Origin of the sequence: Nocardioides bruguierae, from assembly GCF_023656415.1 — a bacterium.
In the GTDB taxonomy this organism is placed as follows: domain Bacteria; phylum Actinomycetota; class Actinomycetes; order Propionibacteriales; family Nocardioidaceae; genus Nocardioides; species Nocardioides bruguierae.
The window spans coordinates 144412-159389 of the sequence record NZ_JAMOIL010000011.1 but is presented as its reverse complement, the minus strand read 5'-3'; the positions used below and the strand labels follow the sequence as shown (position 1 = coordinate 159389).

14 protein-coding genes are annotated in these 14978 nt (G+C 73.2%); 9 read left to right on the top strand and 5 right to left on the bottom strand.

Translation table 11 applies throughout. The annotated features are described in order from the left end of the window. Positions 1–273: 273 nt before the first annotated feature. Entirely contained in the window at positions 274–687 is a 414-nt protein-coding gene (locus tag M8330_RS10515) for a hypothetical protein (RefSeq protein WP_250057190.1), read from the bottom strand. Positions 688–1033: 346 nt separating this feature from the next. On the opposite strand from M8330_RS10515, the gene M8330_RS10510 reads away from it, so the two are divergent. From M8330_RS10510 to acs, 3 genes are all read left to right on the top strand, one after another. Next, complete coding sequence (locus tag M8330_RS10510) at positions 1034–1297, top strand: DUF4212 domain-containing protein (RefSeq protein ID WP_250057188.1); 264 nt, start codon at positions 1034–1036, stop codon at positions 1295–1297. Between the two features lie 7 nt (positions 1298–1304). Then, positions 1305–2993 carry a sodium:solute symporter family protein gene (locus M8330_RS10505; RefSeq protein ID WP_250827276.1) on the top strand — a complete coding sequence of 563 codons (1689 nt, stop codon included), beginning with the start codon at positions 1305–1307 and terminating at the stop codon, positions 2991–2993. Between the two features lie 267 nt (positions 2994–3260). After that, entirely contained in the window at positions 3261–5249 is a 1989-nt protein-coding gene (acs, locus tag M8330_RS10500; protein ID WP_372490196.1) for an acetate--CoA ligase, read from the top strand. Positions 5250–5459: 210 nt separating this feature from the next. Here the strand turns inward: acs and M8330_RS10495 are convergent, their stop codons facing one another. The 4 genes from M8330_RS10495 to M8330_RS10480 form a co-directional block, all read right to left on the bottom strand. Then, positions 5460–6200, bottom strand: a complete 741-nt coding sequence (locus tag M8330_RS10495; protein ID WP_250827274.1) for an alpha/beta fold hydrolase — start codon at positions 6198–6200, stop codon at positions 5460–5462. Beyond that, a complete protein-coding gene (locus M8330_RS10490; protein WP_250827273.1) occupies positions 6197–7537 on the bottom strand; it encodes an FAD-dependent oxidoreductase in 1341 nt (446 codons plus the stop codon). Before M8330_RS10490 ends, M8330_RS10495 begins: the two co-directional genes overlap by 4 nt. 108 nt (positions 7538–7645) lie before the next feature. Then, positions 7646–8629, bottom strand: coding sequence for a LysR family transcriptional regulator (locus M8330_RS10485; protein ID WP_250827272.1), 984 nt, complete (start codon positions 8627–8629; stop codon positions 7646–7648). 18 nt (positions 8630–8647) lie between these two features. Then, on the bottom strand, positions 8648–8806 hold the full coding sequence (locus M8330_RS10480) for a hypothetical protein (RefSeq protein ID WP_250827271.1): 159 nt from the start codon (positions 8804–8806) through the stop codon (positions 8648–8650). 186 nt (positions 8807–8992) lie between these two features. Here M8330_RS10480 and M8330_RS10475 point away from each other — a divergent pair, with 186 nt between their 5' ends. From M8330_RS10475 to M8330_RS10450, 6 genes are read left to right on the top strand one after another with little or no spacing between them, the layout of a single operon-like run. Next, entirely contained in the window at positions 8993–11953 is a 2961-nt protein-coding gene (locus tag M8330_RS10475) for a DUF4040 family protein (RefSeq protein ID WP_250827270.1), read from the top strand. Further along, entirely contained in the window at positions 11950–12318 is a 369-nt protein-coding gene (locus tag M8330_RS10470; RefSeq protein ID WP_250057173.1) for a sodium:proton antiporter, read from the top strand. Before M8330_RS10475 ends, M8330_RS10470 begins: the two co-directional genes overlap by 4 nt. Beyond that, positions 12315–13826 carry a monovalent cation/H+ antiporter subunit D family protein gene (locus tag M8330_RS10465; RefSeq protein ID WP_250057171.1) on the top strand — a complete coding sequence of 504 codons (1512 nt, stop codon included), beginning with the start codon at positions 12315–12317 and terminating at the stop codon, positions 13824–13826. Before M8330_RS10470 ends, M8330_RS10465 begins: the two co-directional genes overlap by 4 nt. Further along, entirely contained in the window at positions 13823–14203 is a 381-nt protein-coding gene (locus M8330_RS10460) for a Na+/H+ antiporter subunit E (protein ID WP_250827269.1), read from the top strand. Before M8330_RS10465 ends, M8330_RS10460 begins: the two co-directional genes overlap by 4 nt. Continuing rightward, a complete protein-coding gene (locus M8330_RS10455; RefSeq protein WP_250827268.1) occupies positions 14200–14460 on the top strand; it encodes a monovalent cation/H+ antiporter complex subunit F in 261 nt (86 codons plus the stop codon). Before M8330_RS10460 ends, M8330_RS10455 begins: the two co-directional genes overlap by 4 nt. Beyond that, entirely contained in the window at positions 14457–14876 is a 420-nt protein-coding gene (locus M8330_RS10450) for a monovalent cation/H(+) antiporter subunit G (protein WP_250057165.1), read from the top strand. Before M8330_RS10455 ends, M8330_RS10450 begins: the two co-directional genes overlap by 4 nt. Positions 14877–14978: the final 102 nt, after the last annotated feature.

The window sequence follows — 14978 nt, the reverse complement described above, 5'->3', positions numbered from 1 at the left end:
GGCCCGACGTGGGGTCGGGCCCGGACGTGCAGCGCGGCGACAGGCGGACGCGGATCTCGGGTCAAGGCAAGGGGTCCGACCCGGATGGAGCCCGCACGTGGCAGCACCGACGTGCCCTCGGATTGTAGAGGGTTTGTCTCGGTCGGGGGTCGCGAACGTGAGCGACGGGACCATGAGGGCTGCGACACGCTGAACGGTCCGCGACCCGGAGCGTCGCGGACCGTTCAGGCGTCCGGGGGCCGCCCCTGGGGGCGGACGGGTGGGAGGGCCGGGTCAGGCGGCGGGCACCAGTCGCCAGAGCTTCCAGGCGGCACCGAGCGCGGCGACGCCGCCGCCGATGACCATGACGATGCCCGGGCCGGGGGTCCAGCCCCCGAGTCCCACCAAGAGGTAGAGGTGCAGCAGCTGCCAGGTGCCCAGCCCCACGGCGGCCACGCCGAGGGCCGCGGCCTGTGCGATCGCCAGCGAGCGGAACGGCACGAGCACGCCGGCGATGCCGAGCGCGGCGGCGTAGAACGTCCACAGGCCGGCGCCCTGCATGCCGGTCACGAGGCCGACGGGGGTGTCGATCCACGGCAGGAACGACCCGAACATCACCAGCAGGCTCGCCCCCATCAGGAGACGACGCCCGGGGTGGGCGCCGCGACGGACGGGGCGGGCGGTGCCGGCGGGTGCAGTGGTGGCCATGCCGGGGACGGTAGGTCAGGTGATGCAGGTCACGCGAGCGGCTGCTCAGGTCGAGCGGCCGAACGGCCACCCGCGGCGCGACGAGCGGTCGGGTGGACGCGACGAACGGTCACGGCAGGCCCTCGCGGGCCCAGTTCGGCAGCAGGAGCGGACGAATACGTCCGCTGAGCGCACGCAGGGTGCCGTTGACCGCAGATTGTGATCGGCGTCACGTCAGTCCCTTGCGGCCGAGGTTGCGGGGCCGCTGCAATGCGTCGGTCGCCGCCCCCGTGTGGCCCACGTCACCAGCCTGTCGGTCCCGTGCGCCGGCTCGAGGGCGAGTGGGCGGTCGAGCTCAGGAGGATTCATGGATGACACGCAGCGCCGGGCGTACTGGCGCAAGAACCTACGGCTCATGGCCGTGCTGCTGGCCGTGTGGGCGCTGGTCTCCTTCGGAGCCGGCATCCTCTTCGTCGAGCCGCTGAACGAGATCGTCGTCGGCGGGTTCCCGCTCGGCTTCTGGTTCAGCCAGCAGGGCTCGATCCTCACCTTCGTCGCGCTCATCGCCATCTACGTGTGGCGGATGGACCGGCTCGACCGCGAGTTCGGCGTGGCCGAGGACGAGGGGTGACGCGCCGATGAGCCAGATCCAGCTCTGGACGCTGATCTTCGCGATCATCACGTTCGGCATCTACATCTACATCGCCTACGCCAGCCGCGTCTCCGACACGGCCGGCTTCTACGTCGCGGGCGGCGGCATCCCCGCGCCGGCCAACGGCGCAGCCATCGCCGCGGACTGGATGTCCGCCGCGTCCTTCATCTCCCTGGCCGGCATCGTGGGCCTGGCCTACAACGGCTACGCGGGCGGCGTGTTCCTCATGGGCTGGACGGGCGGCTACGTCCTCCTGGCCCTGCTGCTCGCCCCCTACCTGCGCAAGTTCGGCAAGTTCACGCTGCCCGACTTCGTGGGCGACCGGTACTCCGAGACCACCCGCCTCGTGGCGGTGCTCGCGGCGATCGTCGTCTCGTTCGTCTACGTGGCCGGCCAGATGGCCGGCGTCGGCCTGGTCTTCACCCGCTTCCTCGGCGTGAGCACCGAGATCGGCGTCATCATCGGCATGGCGATCGTGTTCTTCTACGCCGTCCTCGGCGGCATGAAGGGCATCACCTGGACCCAGGTCGCGCAGTACTCCGTGCTGATCGTGGCCTACCTGATCCCGGCGGTCGCGGTGTCCTCCCGCGTCACCGGCATCCCGCTGCCGCAGATCGGCTTCGGCGCGATCCTCGAGGAGCTGAACGGGCTCCAGGCCGACCTCGGCCTGGCGGAGTACTCCGGCGCCTTCACCCAGATCTCGATGCCGAACATGGTGCTGATCACCGCGGCCCTCATGTTCGGCACGGCCGGCCTGCCGCACGTGATCGTCCGCTTCTACACCGCCAAGTCCGTCCGCGCGGCCCGCTACTCGGCCCTGTGGGCGATCTTCTTCATCGCGCTGCTCTACACCACCGCTCCGTCGGTGGCGTCCTTCACCAAGCTCCAGATCATGAAGGACCTCGACGGCGCCACGCTGGCGACGGTGCCGGACTGGTTCAACCAGTGGGCCGACGTCGGGCTGATCACCACGGCCGCCGGCGGCCCGGTGGCCGATCTCGGGACGTCGACGTTCAGCTACACCGACGTGATGATCAACAACGACATCATCGTGCTGGCCTCTCCCGAGATCGGCGGCCTGCCCGCGCCGATCGTCGGCCTGGTCGCGGCCGGCGCGCTGGCCGCCGCCCTCTCCACGGCGTCCGGCCTCCTGCTGGTCATCTCCTCGGCGGTGGCCAACGACGTCTACTACAAGAAGATCAACCCGGCCGCGACCGAGCAGCGTCAGCTCATGGTCGGCCGCATCGCCATGGCCTGCGCGATCATCGTCGCCGGCTACTTCGGCGTGAACCCGCCGGGATTCGTGGCCCAGGTCGTCGCGCTCGCGTTCGGCCTGGCGGCAGCCAGCTTCTTCCCGACGCTGGTGCTCGGCATCTTCTGGAAGCGCGCCACGGCCACCGGCGCCGCGGCGGGCATGATCAGCGGCCTCGTCATCACCTTCGCCTACATGGTGTGGACGATCCCGATCTACGGCGGCTCCGAGGGCCTCTTCGGCATCCCCGCCACCGGCATCGGCACCATCGGCATGCTGATCAACTTCGCCGTCACCATCGTGGTCTCGAAGATGACGCCGCCGCCGTCGGAGGAGATGCAGGAGCTCGTCGAGGAGATCCGCTACCCCGGTCGCACCGACCTGGTGAAGCGGCACGCCGGCGGCGAGGCCATCGGCCACTGAGCCGGCTGCCACAGCGGCACCGCGCCACCACCGAGGCACCACCGCAGCACCACCCGCCCCGCCCCGTCCGCGCCCCTCCCCGGTGGAGGAGGCACGGACGGGGCGGGGCACCGCTCGTCCTGCTCGAGCCGCCGGTCACGGCAACGTGACGGCAACCCCGCGTGACGACCCTTTCCCTGCGTCCTAGTGTGACGGGGGACACCCGTGGCACGGGTCCCGCGCACCACGCCCGCACCACGTCAGCCCTCACGTCCCGACTTCCAGGAGATGACACCGTTGAGCGACCAGACCGACGAGACCCTGGCCAACCTCCTCTCCGAGGACCGTCGCTTCGAGCCGCCCGCCGAGCTCGCCGCGCACGCCAACCTCACCGCCGACGCCTACGCGGCCGCGGAGAAGGACCGTGAGGGCTTCTGGGCCGAGCAGGCCGAGCGCCTGACCTGGGCCACGAAGTGGGACCAGGTGCTCGACTGGAGCGACGCCCCGTTCGCGAAGTGGTTCGTGGGCGGCACGATCAACGCCGCCTACAACTGCGTGGACCGCCACGTGGAGGCGGGCCGCGGCGACAAGGTCGCCATCCACTGGGTGGGCGAGCCGGCGGACGACAAGCGCTCGATCACCTACGCCGAGCTGCAGGACCTCGTCAGCCAGGCCGCCAACGCCCTCACCGACCTCGGCGTCGCCACCGGTGACCGGGTCGCCATCTACATGCCCATGATCCCCGAGGCCGTCGTCGCGATGCTCGCCTGCGCCCGCCTCGGCGCCCCGCACACCGTCGTGTTCGGCGGCTTCTCCGCCGACGCGCTGGCCTCACGCCTCGAGGACTGCCAGGCGAAGGTCGTCGTCACCTCCGACGGCGGCTACCGCCGCGGCGCGCCCTCCGCGCTCAAGCCGGCCGTCGACGAGGCCCGCACCAAGACGGCCAGCAACGGGCACCGTGTGGAGAAGGTGCTCGTCGTCCGGCGCACCGGCCAGGACGTCGCCTGGGACGACTCCGTCGACGTGTGGTGGCACGAGAGCGTCGAGAAGGCCTCCACCCAGCACACGCACGAGGCCTTCGACTCCGAGCACCCGCTCTACGTCATGTACACCTCCGGCACCACCGGCAAGCCGAAGGGCATCCTGCACACCACGGGCGGCTACCTGACCGGCTCGGCCTACACGCACTGGGCGATCTTCGACCTCAAGCCCGAGACCGACGTCTACTGGTGCACCGCCGACATCGGCTGGGTCACCGGGCACAGCTACATCGTCTACGGCCCGCTGGCCAACGGCGCGACGCAGGTGCTCTACGAGGGCACGCCCGACAGCCCCGAGCGCGGCCGCTGGTGGCAGATCATCGAGGAGTACGGCGTCACGCTCTTCTACACCGCGCCCACCGCGATCCGCTCCTTCATGAAGCAGGGCCGCGAGATCCCGGACGCCCGCGACCTCTCCAGCCTGCGCGTGCTCGGCTCCGTCGGCGAGCCGATCAACCCCGAGGCCTACGTCTGGTACCGGCACGTGATCGGTGGGGACGAGACGCCCGTCGTCGACACCTGGTGGCAGACCGAAACCGGCTCGGTGATGATCTCGCCGCTGCCGGGCGTCACCGCCGGCAAGCCCGGCTCCGCGATGACCCCGATCCCCGGGGTCGGCGCCGAGGTCGTGGACGACGAGGGCCGGCCGGTCCCGAACGGCTCCGGCGGCTACCTGGTGCTGACCCAGCCGTGGCCGTCCATGCTCCGCACCATCTGGGGCGACGACGAGCGGTTCAAGGACACCTACTGGTCGCGCTTTGCCAAGCAGGGCTACTACTTCGCCGGCGACGGGGCGAAGAAGGACGCCGACGGCGACATCTGGGTGCTCGGCCGCGTGGACGACGTCATGAACGTCTCCGGCCACCGCCTCTCCACCACGGAGATCGAGTCGGCGCTGGTCTCGCACCCGAAGGTGGCCGAGTCGGCCGTCGTGGGTGCGACCGACGCCGACACCGGCCAGGCCGTCTGCGCGTTCGTGATCCTGCGCGACTCCGCGATCGCCGAGGGCGAGGCCGACGAGGAGATCGTCAAGGAGCTGCGGGCGCACGTGCGCAAGGAGATCGGCCCGATCGCCACCCCCCGCGAGATCATGATCGTGCCCGAGCTGCCGAAGACCCGCTCCGGCAAGATCATGCGCCGCCTGCTGCGCGACGTCGCGGAGAAGCGCGACCTCGGTGACACCTCGACCCTGGCCGACCCCGCGGCCATCGAGTTCCTGAAGTCCGTCAGCAGCTGAGACCCCGCCCGCGTCGGCCACGGGCTCCGGTCGACGCGGGCGGCACACCACGGGACGCCGGCGGGGCACTGCCCCGCGGGCGTCCTGCTGTCTCCACAGCCGGAGGTTGAGGAGGCCGGCCACGGCCGTCTCGAAACCCTCGGCCCCCGGTGGTCGAGCAGTGAGGAGCCCTGGCGACGAACGCACGTCGAGACCACTCCACCGGGGGCCCTAGCCCCGGTCGACGGCTGCGACCACCAACCGCGCGGTCTCGGCCGGCAGGACGCACGGGAAGCAGTGGGTGCCCGCCACCGGCACGGCGGCTGCGCCCAGGGCCTCGACCAGCGGGTGCGCCTCGGGGTCCTCGCCGGGCGCGTGCGCGAGCAGCACGGTCGCGGGCGCGACCACCCGCTCGACCAGCGGCGCCACGCGGCCGAGCTGGGTGAACCGCCCGCAGAGCTGGTCCCACACCGACAGCACCCCGGCGCGGGTGCCGTAGCGGCGGGCGAGCAGGTCGCGGGGAGCCCACTCCTCCTCCCCCGAGTCGGCCAGGATGCCGGCGCGCGCCGACCGGCCGAGGGAGCGAGCGGCCACGGGCAGCCTCGTGACCAGCGAGAAGCACCGCCGGACGAGGCGGTGCACCGGGCCGCCCGGCAGCAGGCGAGCATCGACGTCGCCCCACGGGTCCGAGGGGTCGAGCAGGACGAGGCCGGCCACCTCGCCCGGCCAGGTCGCCGCCCACTCGACGGCCGCCAGCGCCCCCAGCGAGTGCCCGACGAGCACCACCGGCTCCCCGAGGTCGCCCTCACCCAGGTGGTCGCGCAGCCCCGCGACCGGGTCGGTGACCGGCACGTCCAGGGCGTCGAGCACCTCGACCCGCCACCCGGGGCGCAGCGCGCGGACCTCGTCCGCCAGCGCGGTGTAGTCCGAGGCGAGCAGTGCGATGCCGGGGAGGAGGGCCAGCGTGGTCATGCGACCGGCGCGGCCGCGCGCACGTCGGCGGCCAGCAGGGCGGCGGCGTTCCAGGCGCTCACGGACTCGGTCTCCATCGTCGAGACGACCGCCTCGAGCGCGGTCGCCAGGTACAGGCCGGGCGCCACGCGGAACGGCGGCTGCGCCGCGCCCGGCACGAGCACCGGGTAGGCGTCCCAGGCGAGGCGCGCGACGTCGCGGCGGGCCGGGACGTACCGGTCGAGGACGTCGTCCGTCAGCGCCTCGTGGGAGAAGAACTTGTAGGCGGGCAGGCCGGAGCCGGTCGCGTGCCCGACGAGACCGAGCGAGGTGAAGTCCTCGCCGCCGGAGGTGAAGAGCGTGAACGGCACGGGTCGCCCGTCGAACCCGGCCGGGGCGGGCCGGCCCTCGACCAGCGTGACGTGCACGCGCCGGTAGCCCGCGGCCACGGCCCACGGGGCCAGCGGCTCGCAGGCGATCCCCGCGAGGCCGGGGTCGGCACCGGAGGGGTTGGCGACCAGCGGCGTGGCGACCACGACCGCGTCGAAGGTCTCGCCGCCGCCGTCCCACCGGACCTCCCAGCGCCCGTCGCGGGGGCTCACCGCCGTGACGGGGGTGCCGAGCCGGACCTCCGCGCCCGCCTGCGCGAGCAGCCGCTCGAACAGGGTGGCGTTGCCCTCGCCGAGGGAGAACAGGGAGCCGCCCGCCAAGCCGGCACCGGCCAGTCCCACGATGCCGGCGAACCCGCCGATCGAGGCGTCCTGGTTGTACATGTTGCGCAGCACCCCGGTGGCCAGCTCGTCGGTGGTGCGCGAGGAGATGCCCGCGCGGTCGGCGAGCGCCCGCAGCGGGGCGCCGGCAGCCCCGGCCAGGCCGAGCGCGTCGAGCAGCGACGCGACGTCGGGCCAGCACGCGCCGGCGTCCTGGAGGTCGTAGACGCGGTTCCACGCCTCGACGTGGGTGACCGCCTCGCGGCGCAACCGCCGCAGGTTGCCCAGGCCGTAGCGGGCGACCAGCGCGGCGAGGAACCGCCAGCCCTTGGTGCCGGCGCGCAGCAGCATCCGGCGGCCGTCCCAGACGCCGATCGCCCGGGTCTCGTCGCCCAGCGCCACCTCGTCGGTCGCCGGACCCAGGCCCACCCGCGCCGCCGCGTCCAGGAGCCGGCGGTTGCTGGAGTGCATCAGCGTGCCGCCCACCTCGAGCACCTCGCCCGCGAACGCGATCCGGTGGGCGCGGCCGCCGACCCGGTCGGAGGCCTCGAGGACGACGATCGCGGCCTCGTCGCCGAGCAGCGAGCGCAGGCGGTCGGCGGCGGCCGAGCCGGCGGCGCCGGCCCCGATGATGGCGATGCGGGTCATGGGTCACTCCGGTGCAGCGGGGAACGGGACGTGGCAGCGAGCCACGGCGAGGCTAGGTCCGCGCGTCCGCCCGGCGGTGTCGTGCCGGTAACGGCGCCGACGGCCTCCTTATGACTCGTCCAAGCCGGGCTTCTCGCGCACCGAGGTCAGCTCGGCCACCGGCAGCAGGCTCAGGCCCGGCGAGCGCTGCGCCAGGGCGTGGGCCGAGGCGAGGAACGCGGTCGCGGCGGCCTGCACCCCCGGCACCCGGGCCATCCCGGGCGTGGTGACGAGCCCGACGCGGCGCCGCGCGGGCGGGTCGACGTCGAGGACTGCCAGGCCGTCGACCTGGACGGCGGTGAGCACCAGCTCCGGCACCAGCGCCAGACCGAGCCCGTGCGCGGCCAGGCTCTGGACGGCGACGTGGTCCTCGGCCTCGAAGGTGATGTCGGGGGTGAAGCCGGCGGCCGCGCAGGCGTCCACGAGGTGGCTGCGGCAGCGCTCGCACCCGGCGATCCAGGAGGCCTGCGCCAGCCCCGCCAGCGGCACCGGGCCATCCGTCCCCGCCAGCGGGTCGCCGGCCGCCGTCACCAGGCGGACGTCCTCCCACAGCAGCGGGACGACCTCGAGGTCGGCGATCCCCTCCGGCGTCGGCACCCCGTCCCAGTCGTGCACGAGAGCGACGTCGACCTCGCCGGCCCGCAGCAGCGCCACCGCGTCCGGCGGCTCGGCGTCGGTGAGCGAGAGGCGCAGGTCCGGGTGGCGGCGACGCAGCCGCGCCACGGCGTCCGGGACGAGGCTGGCGACCGCCCCGGCGAACGCGGCCAGCCGCACGTGCCCGGCGCGCAGGCCCGCGATCGCGGTCACCTCGGCTTCCGCCTGCGCGACCGCGGCCAGCACCGGGCCGCCGCGCTCGACCAGCAGCCGACCGGCCTCGGTCAGCCGCAGCCCGGAGGGCCCGCGCACCGCCAGGGGCGTACCGGTGCTGCGCTCCAGCGACTGCAGCTGCTGGGAGGCCGCCGGCTGCGAGCAACCGAGCTCCCGCGCCGCGCCCGACAGGCTGCCGTGCCTGTCGAGCGCGGCGAGCAGGCGCAGATGCTTCAGCTCGAGCACGCCCGCACGGTACAGCGCTCAGGCGAGCCGCTCGGCCACCCGCAGCAGCCTGCCGACCTCGGCGCGGTCGACGCCCGCCGTCCGCCGCAGCCGCCGCAGCCGCCGACGCCTCGGCAGCCACTCGTCGACGTCGGCGCGGCCCATCCCGAGCAGCGCCGCGGCCTCCTCCCGGGTCATCTCCTCGTCGCACGGGTCGAGCGGCAGGCCCTCGCGCAGCGACCAGGCGGTACCCCCGTCCCAGCGGTTGCCCCACCACCCCGGAGGGGCCCGGCGGATCGGTAGGGTGGGCCCCCAGGTGAGCCGGGAAGTCTGGTCGGCACAGACCCCGTCGACCCCAACTCCCGAACAGGAGCCCCGACACTCGTGACCCTGGTATGGCTGCTGGTGGCGCTCGCCGCGGTCCCGGTGCTGGTCGTCCCGCTGACCCACGTGGTCGGCCGACGCGCAGGCTGGGCCGTCGCTCCCGCGTACACCGTCATCGCGGCACTCATGATCCCCACCGCGGCGACCGTCCTCGACGGCGGCGAGGTGACGGCCCGGTACTCCTGGGTGCCCTCGCTGGACGTCGACTTCGCGCTGCGCCTCGACGGGCTCAGCCTCGTCTTCCTCGCGATCGTGCTGGTCGTCGGCATCGTGGTGATGGCCTACTCGGCCGCCTACCTGCCGCAGGGCCGCAACCTCGGCTTCTACCTCTGGATGACGACGTTCGCGCTCGGCATGGCGGGCCTGGTGCTCGCCGACGACCTGGTGCTGCTGTTCCTGTGCTGGGAGATCACGTCGCTGGCGTCCTTCCTGCTCATCGCGAACGCCGGCCAGGGCGGTGAGGCGGGTGCGCAGCGCACCCTGCTGATGACGTTCATCGGCGGCCTGGCGCTGCTCGTCGCGGTCGTGATCATCATCGTCACCACCGGCACGACCAGCCTCAGCGAGGCGCTCGGCTCGGACGTGTGGTCCGACCACGGCCTGCTGACGTCGTCGGTGGCCGTGCTGGTCGCGGTGGCCGGGTTCACCAAGGCCGCGCAGTTCCCGTTCCACCCCTGGCTGCCCGACGCCATGGCTGCCGCGACCCCGGTGAGCGCCTACCTGCACGCGGCCGCCGTCGTGAAGGCCGGCATCTTCCTGATGCTGCGCTTCTCCGAGGCGTTCCACGCGGTGCCCGCCTGGAACGTGCTGCTGACCGTCGTCGGCCTCTTCACCGCCGCGATGGGCGGTCTCTTCGCCCTGACCCAGACCGACCTGAAGAAGCTGATGGCGTACTCGACCGTCAGCCAGCTCGGCTACATCACCGCCGCGATCGGCATCGGCACCGAGAAGGCACTGACCGCCGCGCTGATCCACACCGTCGCGCACGCGCTCTTCAAGTCCGGCCTGTTCATGATGGTCGGCGTCATCGACCACGAGGCCGGCACCCGCGACATCCGCCGCCTGCCCGCGCTGCGCAAGGCGATGCCGGTCAGCTTCTGGACGGTCGTCGTCGGCACCGCCGCGATGGCCGGCGTCCCGCCGTTCCTCGGCTTCGTCTCCAAGGAGATGCTGCTCGGCTCGATGCTGACCGCCACCGGCCCCGCGTGGGCCGGGCCGCTGGCCTTCGTCGGCCTCGCCATCGGCGCGGTGCTGACGTTCGCCTACTCGGCCAAGATCGTCTTCGGCGCGTTCATCGACGGCGAGCGCGACACCGAGGGCATCCACGAGGCCCCGGCTCCCCTGCTGGTGCCCGCCATGTTCCCGATCTGGCTCGGCCTGCCGCTCGGTCTCGCACCGTTCCTGCTCCAGCTGCCGCTGGACCGCGCCGTCGAGGCGATGGTCCACCACGAGGCCTACGAGCTCGCGCTGTGGCACGGGATCACCCCCGAGCTGGTCACCACCGTGCTGGTGATCGTGGCCGGTGCCCTGATCGTCTCCCGGCGCACGCGGCTGCGGCCGCGCGTGGAACGCCAGCTGCTCCCCTGGTCCGGCGCCGGCGCCATCGACGGCTTCGCCCGTCTGTCCTGGCGCGCCGGTAGCCTCATGACCCGGCTCGTCGCCGCGGACCAGCCGGCCCGCCACGTCCTGATGCCCGTCACGGTGCTGACGCTGCTGATGGGACTGGGCAGCCTCGGCGTGCTGACCCTCACCGACGTGCCCGCCACGGTGCCGGACCTGTTCGAGCCCCTGGACGCCCTCGTCGCGCTCCTCGTGCTGCTGGCCGTGATCGGTGTGTGCCGGGCCGACTCCCGCGTCACCGCCGCCGTCTACCTCGGCGGCGTGGGCATCGCGGTCACCGTGCAGCTGTTCGCGCTGGGCGCCCCCGACGTGGGCCTGACCCAGCTCATGGTCGAGGTGCTCACGGTCATCGTCATCATGCTGGTGCTGCGCTCCCTGCCGGTGCGCTTCGCCCACCGGGCGCACGCCCGCAAGCGGCTGCCGCTGGTCCTCGGCCTCCTCGCCGGCGCCGCCGCCGGCCTGGGCACCTGGGTGCTCACCGGCCGCCGCGAGATCGCCGAGACCGGCCAGTACTTCCTGGACGAGGGGTACGAGGTCACCGGCGCGCACAACCTGGTGAACGTGATCCTGGTGGAGTTCCGTGCGCTGGACACCCTGGGCGAGCTGACCGTGCTCGGCATGGCGGGCGTCGCGATCATCGCGGTGCTGGCCACCGTGCCCGAGCACACCCTGCGCCGCAGCGCCCCGCACCGCGGGCTGCGGCCGCTGGACTCCGACCGGGACCAGCGGGCCGCCGCGGCGCTCGAGGACGCGCAGGCCAACCTGCGCCCCCTCCAGCTGCTGCTGCGGGTGCTGCTGCCGGTGCTGCTGGCGCTCTCCGCGGTCATCTTCTGGCGCGGCCACAACGCCCCCGGCGGTGGCTTCATCGCGGCGCTGGTCGGCGCCGCGTCCCTGACGCTGGTCTACCTGGCCCGGCCCACGGACCGCGCGGTCGGCACCCGCCGGCTGCACCTGGGGCTCGTGGGCGGCGGCGTGAGCGTCGCGATCCTCACCGGCCTGCTGGGCTACCTGTCGCAGGAGCACTCCTCGTTCCTGGCGCCGCTCTACACCTACGTCGGCTCCCAGCACCTCTCCAGCGCGATGATCTTCGACGCCGGCGTCTACGCGGCGGTGCTGGGCCTCGTCCTGATCGCGCTGGACCTGCTCGGCACCGAGCCGGTCACCCCGGCCTTCACGCCCGGGCCGCGGCCACAACCGCGGACACCGCGGACGGGGGGCCTGCGGGAGCGGGAGCAGGTCGGCGACTGGACGGAGCTGCCCGAGGACGAGAAGCCCGCGGCCGAGGACGCCGGAAGCCCCGAGAGCACCGAGAGCACCGAGAGCAAGGAGCAGCACGCATGACCGTCCTGCCCCTCACCATCGCGGTCCTCGTGGCCGGCGGCGTGTACCTGCTGCTCCAGCCCGGGCTGGTGCGCATCGTCTTCGGCATCACCCTGCTCAGCCACGCGGCCAACCTGATCCTGCTCGCCGCCGGCGTCTCCGCCTGGCGCGGCGAGCCCCTGCACGAGGGCCCCGGCGTGGCCGACCCGCTGCCCATGGCCTTCGTGCTGACCGCCATCGTGATCACCCTCGCGGTCACCGTGCTGATGCTCGCCCTCGCCCGGCTCGGCGGCAACGACGACACCTACGTCATGCCCGACACCGAGCCCCGCCCCGAGGACGACCACGAGCGCGGCACCGGCGAGACCGAGGAGCGCCCCGCATGAGCGCCGTCCTGCCCTTCCTCGTCGCGGTGCCGCTGCTGGCGGCCGCCGTCGGCGTCGTCCTGCCCGGGCGCGTGGTGCGTCCGCTCTCGGTCGTGGTGCCGCTGCTGACGGCAGCCGCCGGCGTGTGGCTGCTGGTGGAGCACCGCACCGGCGACCCGGTGGTCGTGCAGCAGGTCGGCGGCTTCGTGCCGGGCGTCGCGATCCCGATGGTCTCGGACACGCTGGCCGCGGTGATGATCACCGTCACCGGGTTCACCAGCGCCGTGGTGCTGGCCTTCGCCTGGCTCAGCGGCGAGGCGCGGCTGCGGTTCCTGCCCAGCCTGGCGCTGATGCTCGTGGCCGGCGTGAACGGCGCCCTGCTCACCGGCGACCTGTTCAACCTGTTCGTCTTCATCGAGGTCATGCTGCTGCCCTCGTACGCGCTGATCGCGATGACCGGCACGTGGCGCCGCCTCGGCATCGGCCGGCTGTTCGTGGTGGTCAACCTCGTGACCTCCACGATCCTGCTGATCGGCGTCGGGCTCGTCTACGGCGTGGCCGGCTCGGTGAACATGGCCGTGCTCGCCGGGGCGGACCACGACGACCCGCGCTACCGGCTGGCGGTGGCGACCGTGCTGCTGGCGCTCTCGGTGAAGGCCGGCCTCGTGCCGTTCCACAGCTGGCTGCCGCGCGCCTACCCGGCCACCTCGGCCCCCGTGATGGCGCTGTTCTCGGCGCTGCACACCAAGGTCGCCATCTACGCGCTGTTCCGCGTGGTCAGCGTGGTGCTGGGTGGGTTCTCCGACTGGGTGTGGCTCGCCCTCGCGCTGGTCCTGGTGACCATGCTGGTGGGCGGCTACGGGTCGCTCGGCGAGCGGGTCGTGCGCCGCAACCTGTCCTGGCAGATGGTCGCCGGCGTCGGCTACATCCTGCTCGGCCTGGCCATCGGCACCCGGCTCGGCCTGGCCTCCGGCCTGTTCTACATGCTCCACCACATCCTGGTGATGGGCTCGCTGCTGCTCGGCGCCGCCGCCATCGAGCACGTGTACCGCTCAGGCGAGTTCACCCGGCTCTCCGGCCTCATGCGGCGCGAGCCGTTCCTGGCGATCGTCATGGCGCTGGCGATGCTGTCGCTGGTCGGCTTCCCGCCGTCGTCCGGCTTCTTCGCGAAGGTGGGCGTGGTGCGGGCCGCCGCCGGGCTGGACGACCCGCAGCGGGCGATCGTCATGGGCGTCGTCATCGTCGCAAGTGTCGGCTCGCTGCTCTCCATGGTCCGGCTGTGGCGGCACACCTTCTGGGGCCCGCCCCTGGAGGAGATGCCGTCGGCCGGCAAGGAGGACCACCCCTGCGCGAGCGAGGTGGAGCCCGGCACCCGGGCGCCGCAGCGCTTCGTCGTGCCGGCCGCGGTGCTCCTGGCCGCGTCCCTGGTGCTCTTCGTGGCCCCCGGGCTCGTCTTCTCGATCACCGAGCAGGCCGCCGACGGGCTGCTCGACCTGTCCGCCTACGTGGAGGCGGTGACCGCCCCGTGACCGCCCTGACCCTGCTCCGGCTCCTGGTCGTCTACACGCCCTGGCTGATCTGGCAGCTGCTCGTCTCCTCCGTCGTGCTCGCGCGCGACGTGATGACCCCGCGCAGCACCCAGCAGCCGAGGATCGTGCGGCTCGACATGGCCGGGCTCACCGACGTCGAGGTGGCGCTGCTGACCAGCTCCATCACCATCACCCCCGGCACCCTGGTGCTCGGGATCGCCCCGGAGACCGAGCAGGGCCCGCGCGCGGCCTTCGTGCACGGCCTCTTCGGCGAGGACGAGGAGGCGCTCGTGCGCGACCTGGAGACCATGCGCGACCACGTGCTGGCCGCGACCCGCGGCCGTGCGGCCGTCACCGGGCGGGGGGCCGAGGCATGACCGTCCTCGCCGTCGCGGCCGTGGCCATCCTCGGCCTCGCGTTCCTCATCGCCATCGTGGCCATCGCCCGGGGCACCGACGACGCCTCGCGGGCCACGCTGGGCGACATGCTGTTCTTCACGGCGCTGTCGATCTTCCTGGTCACCGGCGTCATGCGCCGCACGGCGGTGCTGCTCGACGTCGCCCTGCTCGGCACGCTCTCGGGCGTGCTCGCCACCGTCGCCCTGGCGCGGATGCTCTCGCGGGGCAGCCGATGAACGGCCCGCTCGAGATCGTCGGCGGGGTCCTGCTGCTGCTGGGCTCGCTGTTCTTCCTGCTCTCCGCGATCGGCATGCTGCGCTCCGGGGACGCGATCAGCCGGATCAACAACCTCAGCCCGGCCACCGGCCTGGGCCTGCCGCTGGTGATCATCGGCGTGACGGTGCAGTCCTTCGGCCACGGCTCGACCGGCTGGATGAAGATCGTCTTCGCGGTGCTCTCGGTGGTGGCGGCGCTCGTCGTCTCCTCGGTCGGCAGCAACGTCCTGGCCCGGGCGGCCTACCGCTCGCAGGACGTGCTCGACCCGCGCACGGTGGGCAACGCCCTCGGCGACTTCGAGGACCTGGGCGAGCCGCAGGACCCGGACGAGCACCCGGACCACCGCCGCCACCAGCACGCCCACCCCCACGAGTGAGTCCCGGGGCGGGTGCCGCCCGGTGACCGGGTAAAGCCAGCGGCTCCCTCACCCGGCCGGCACCGTGAGGGCCCCGGGGAACCGATAGTGTCGACCTGCACG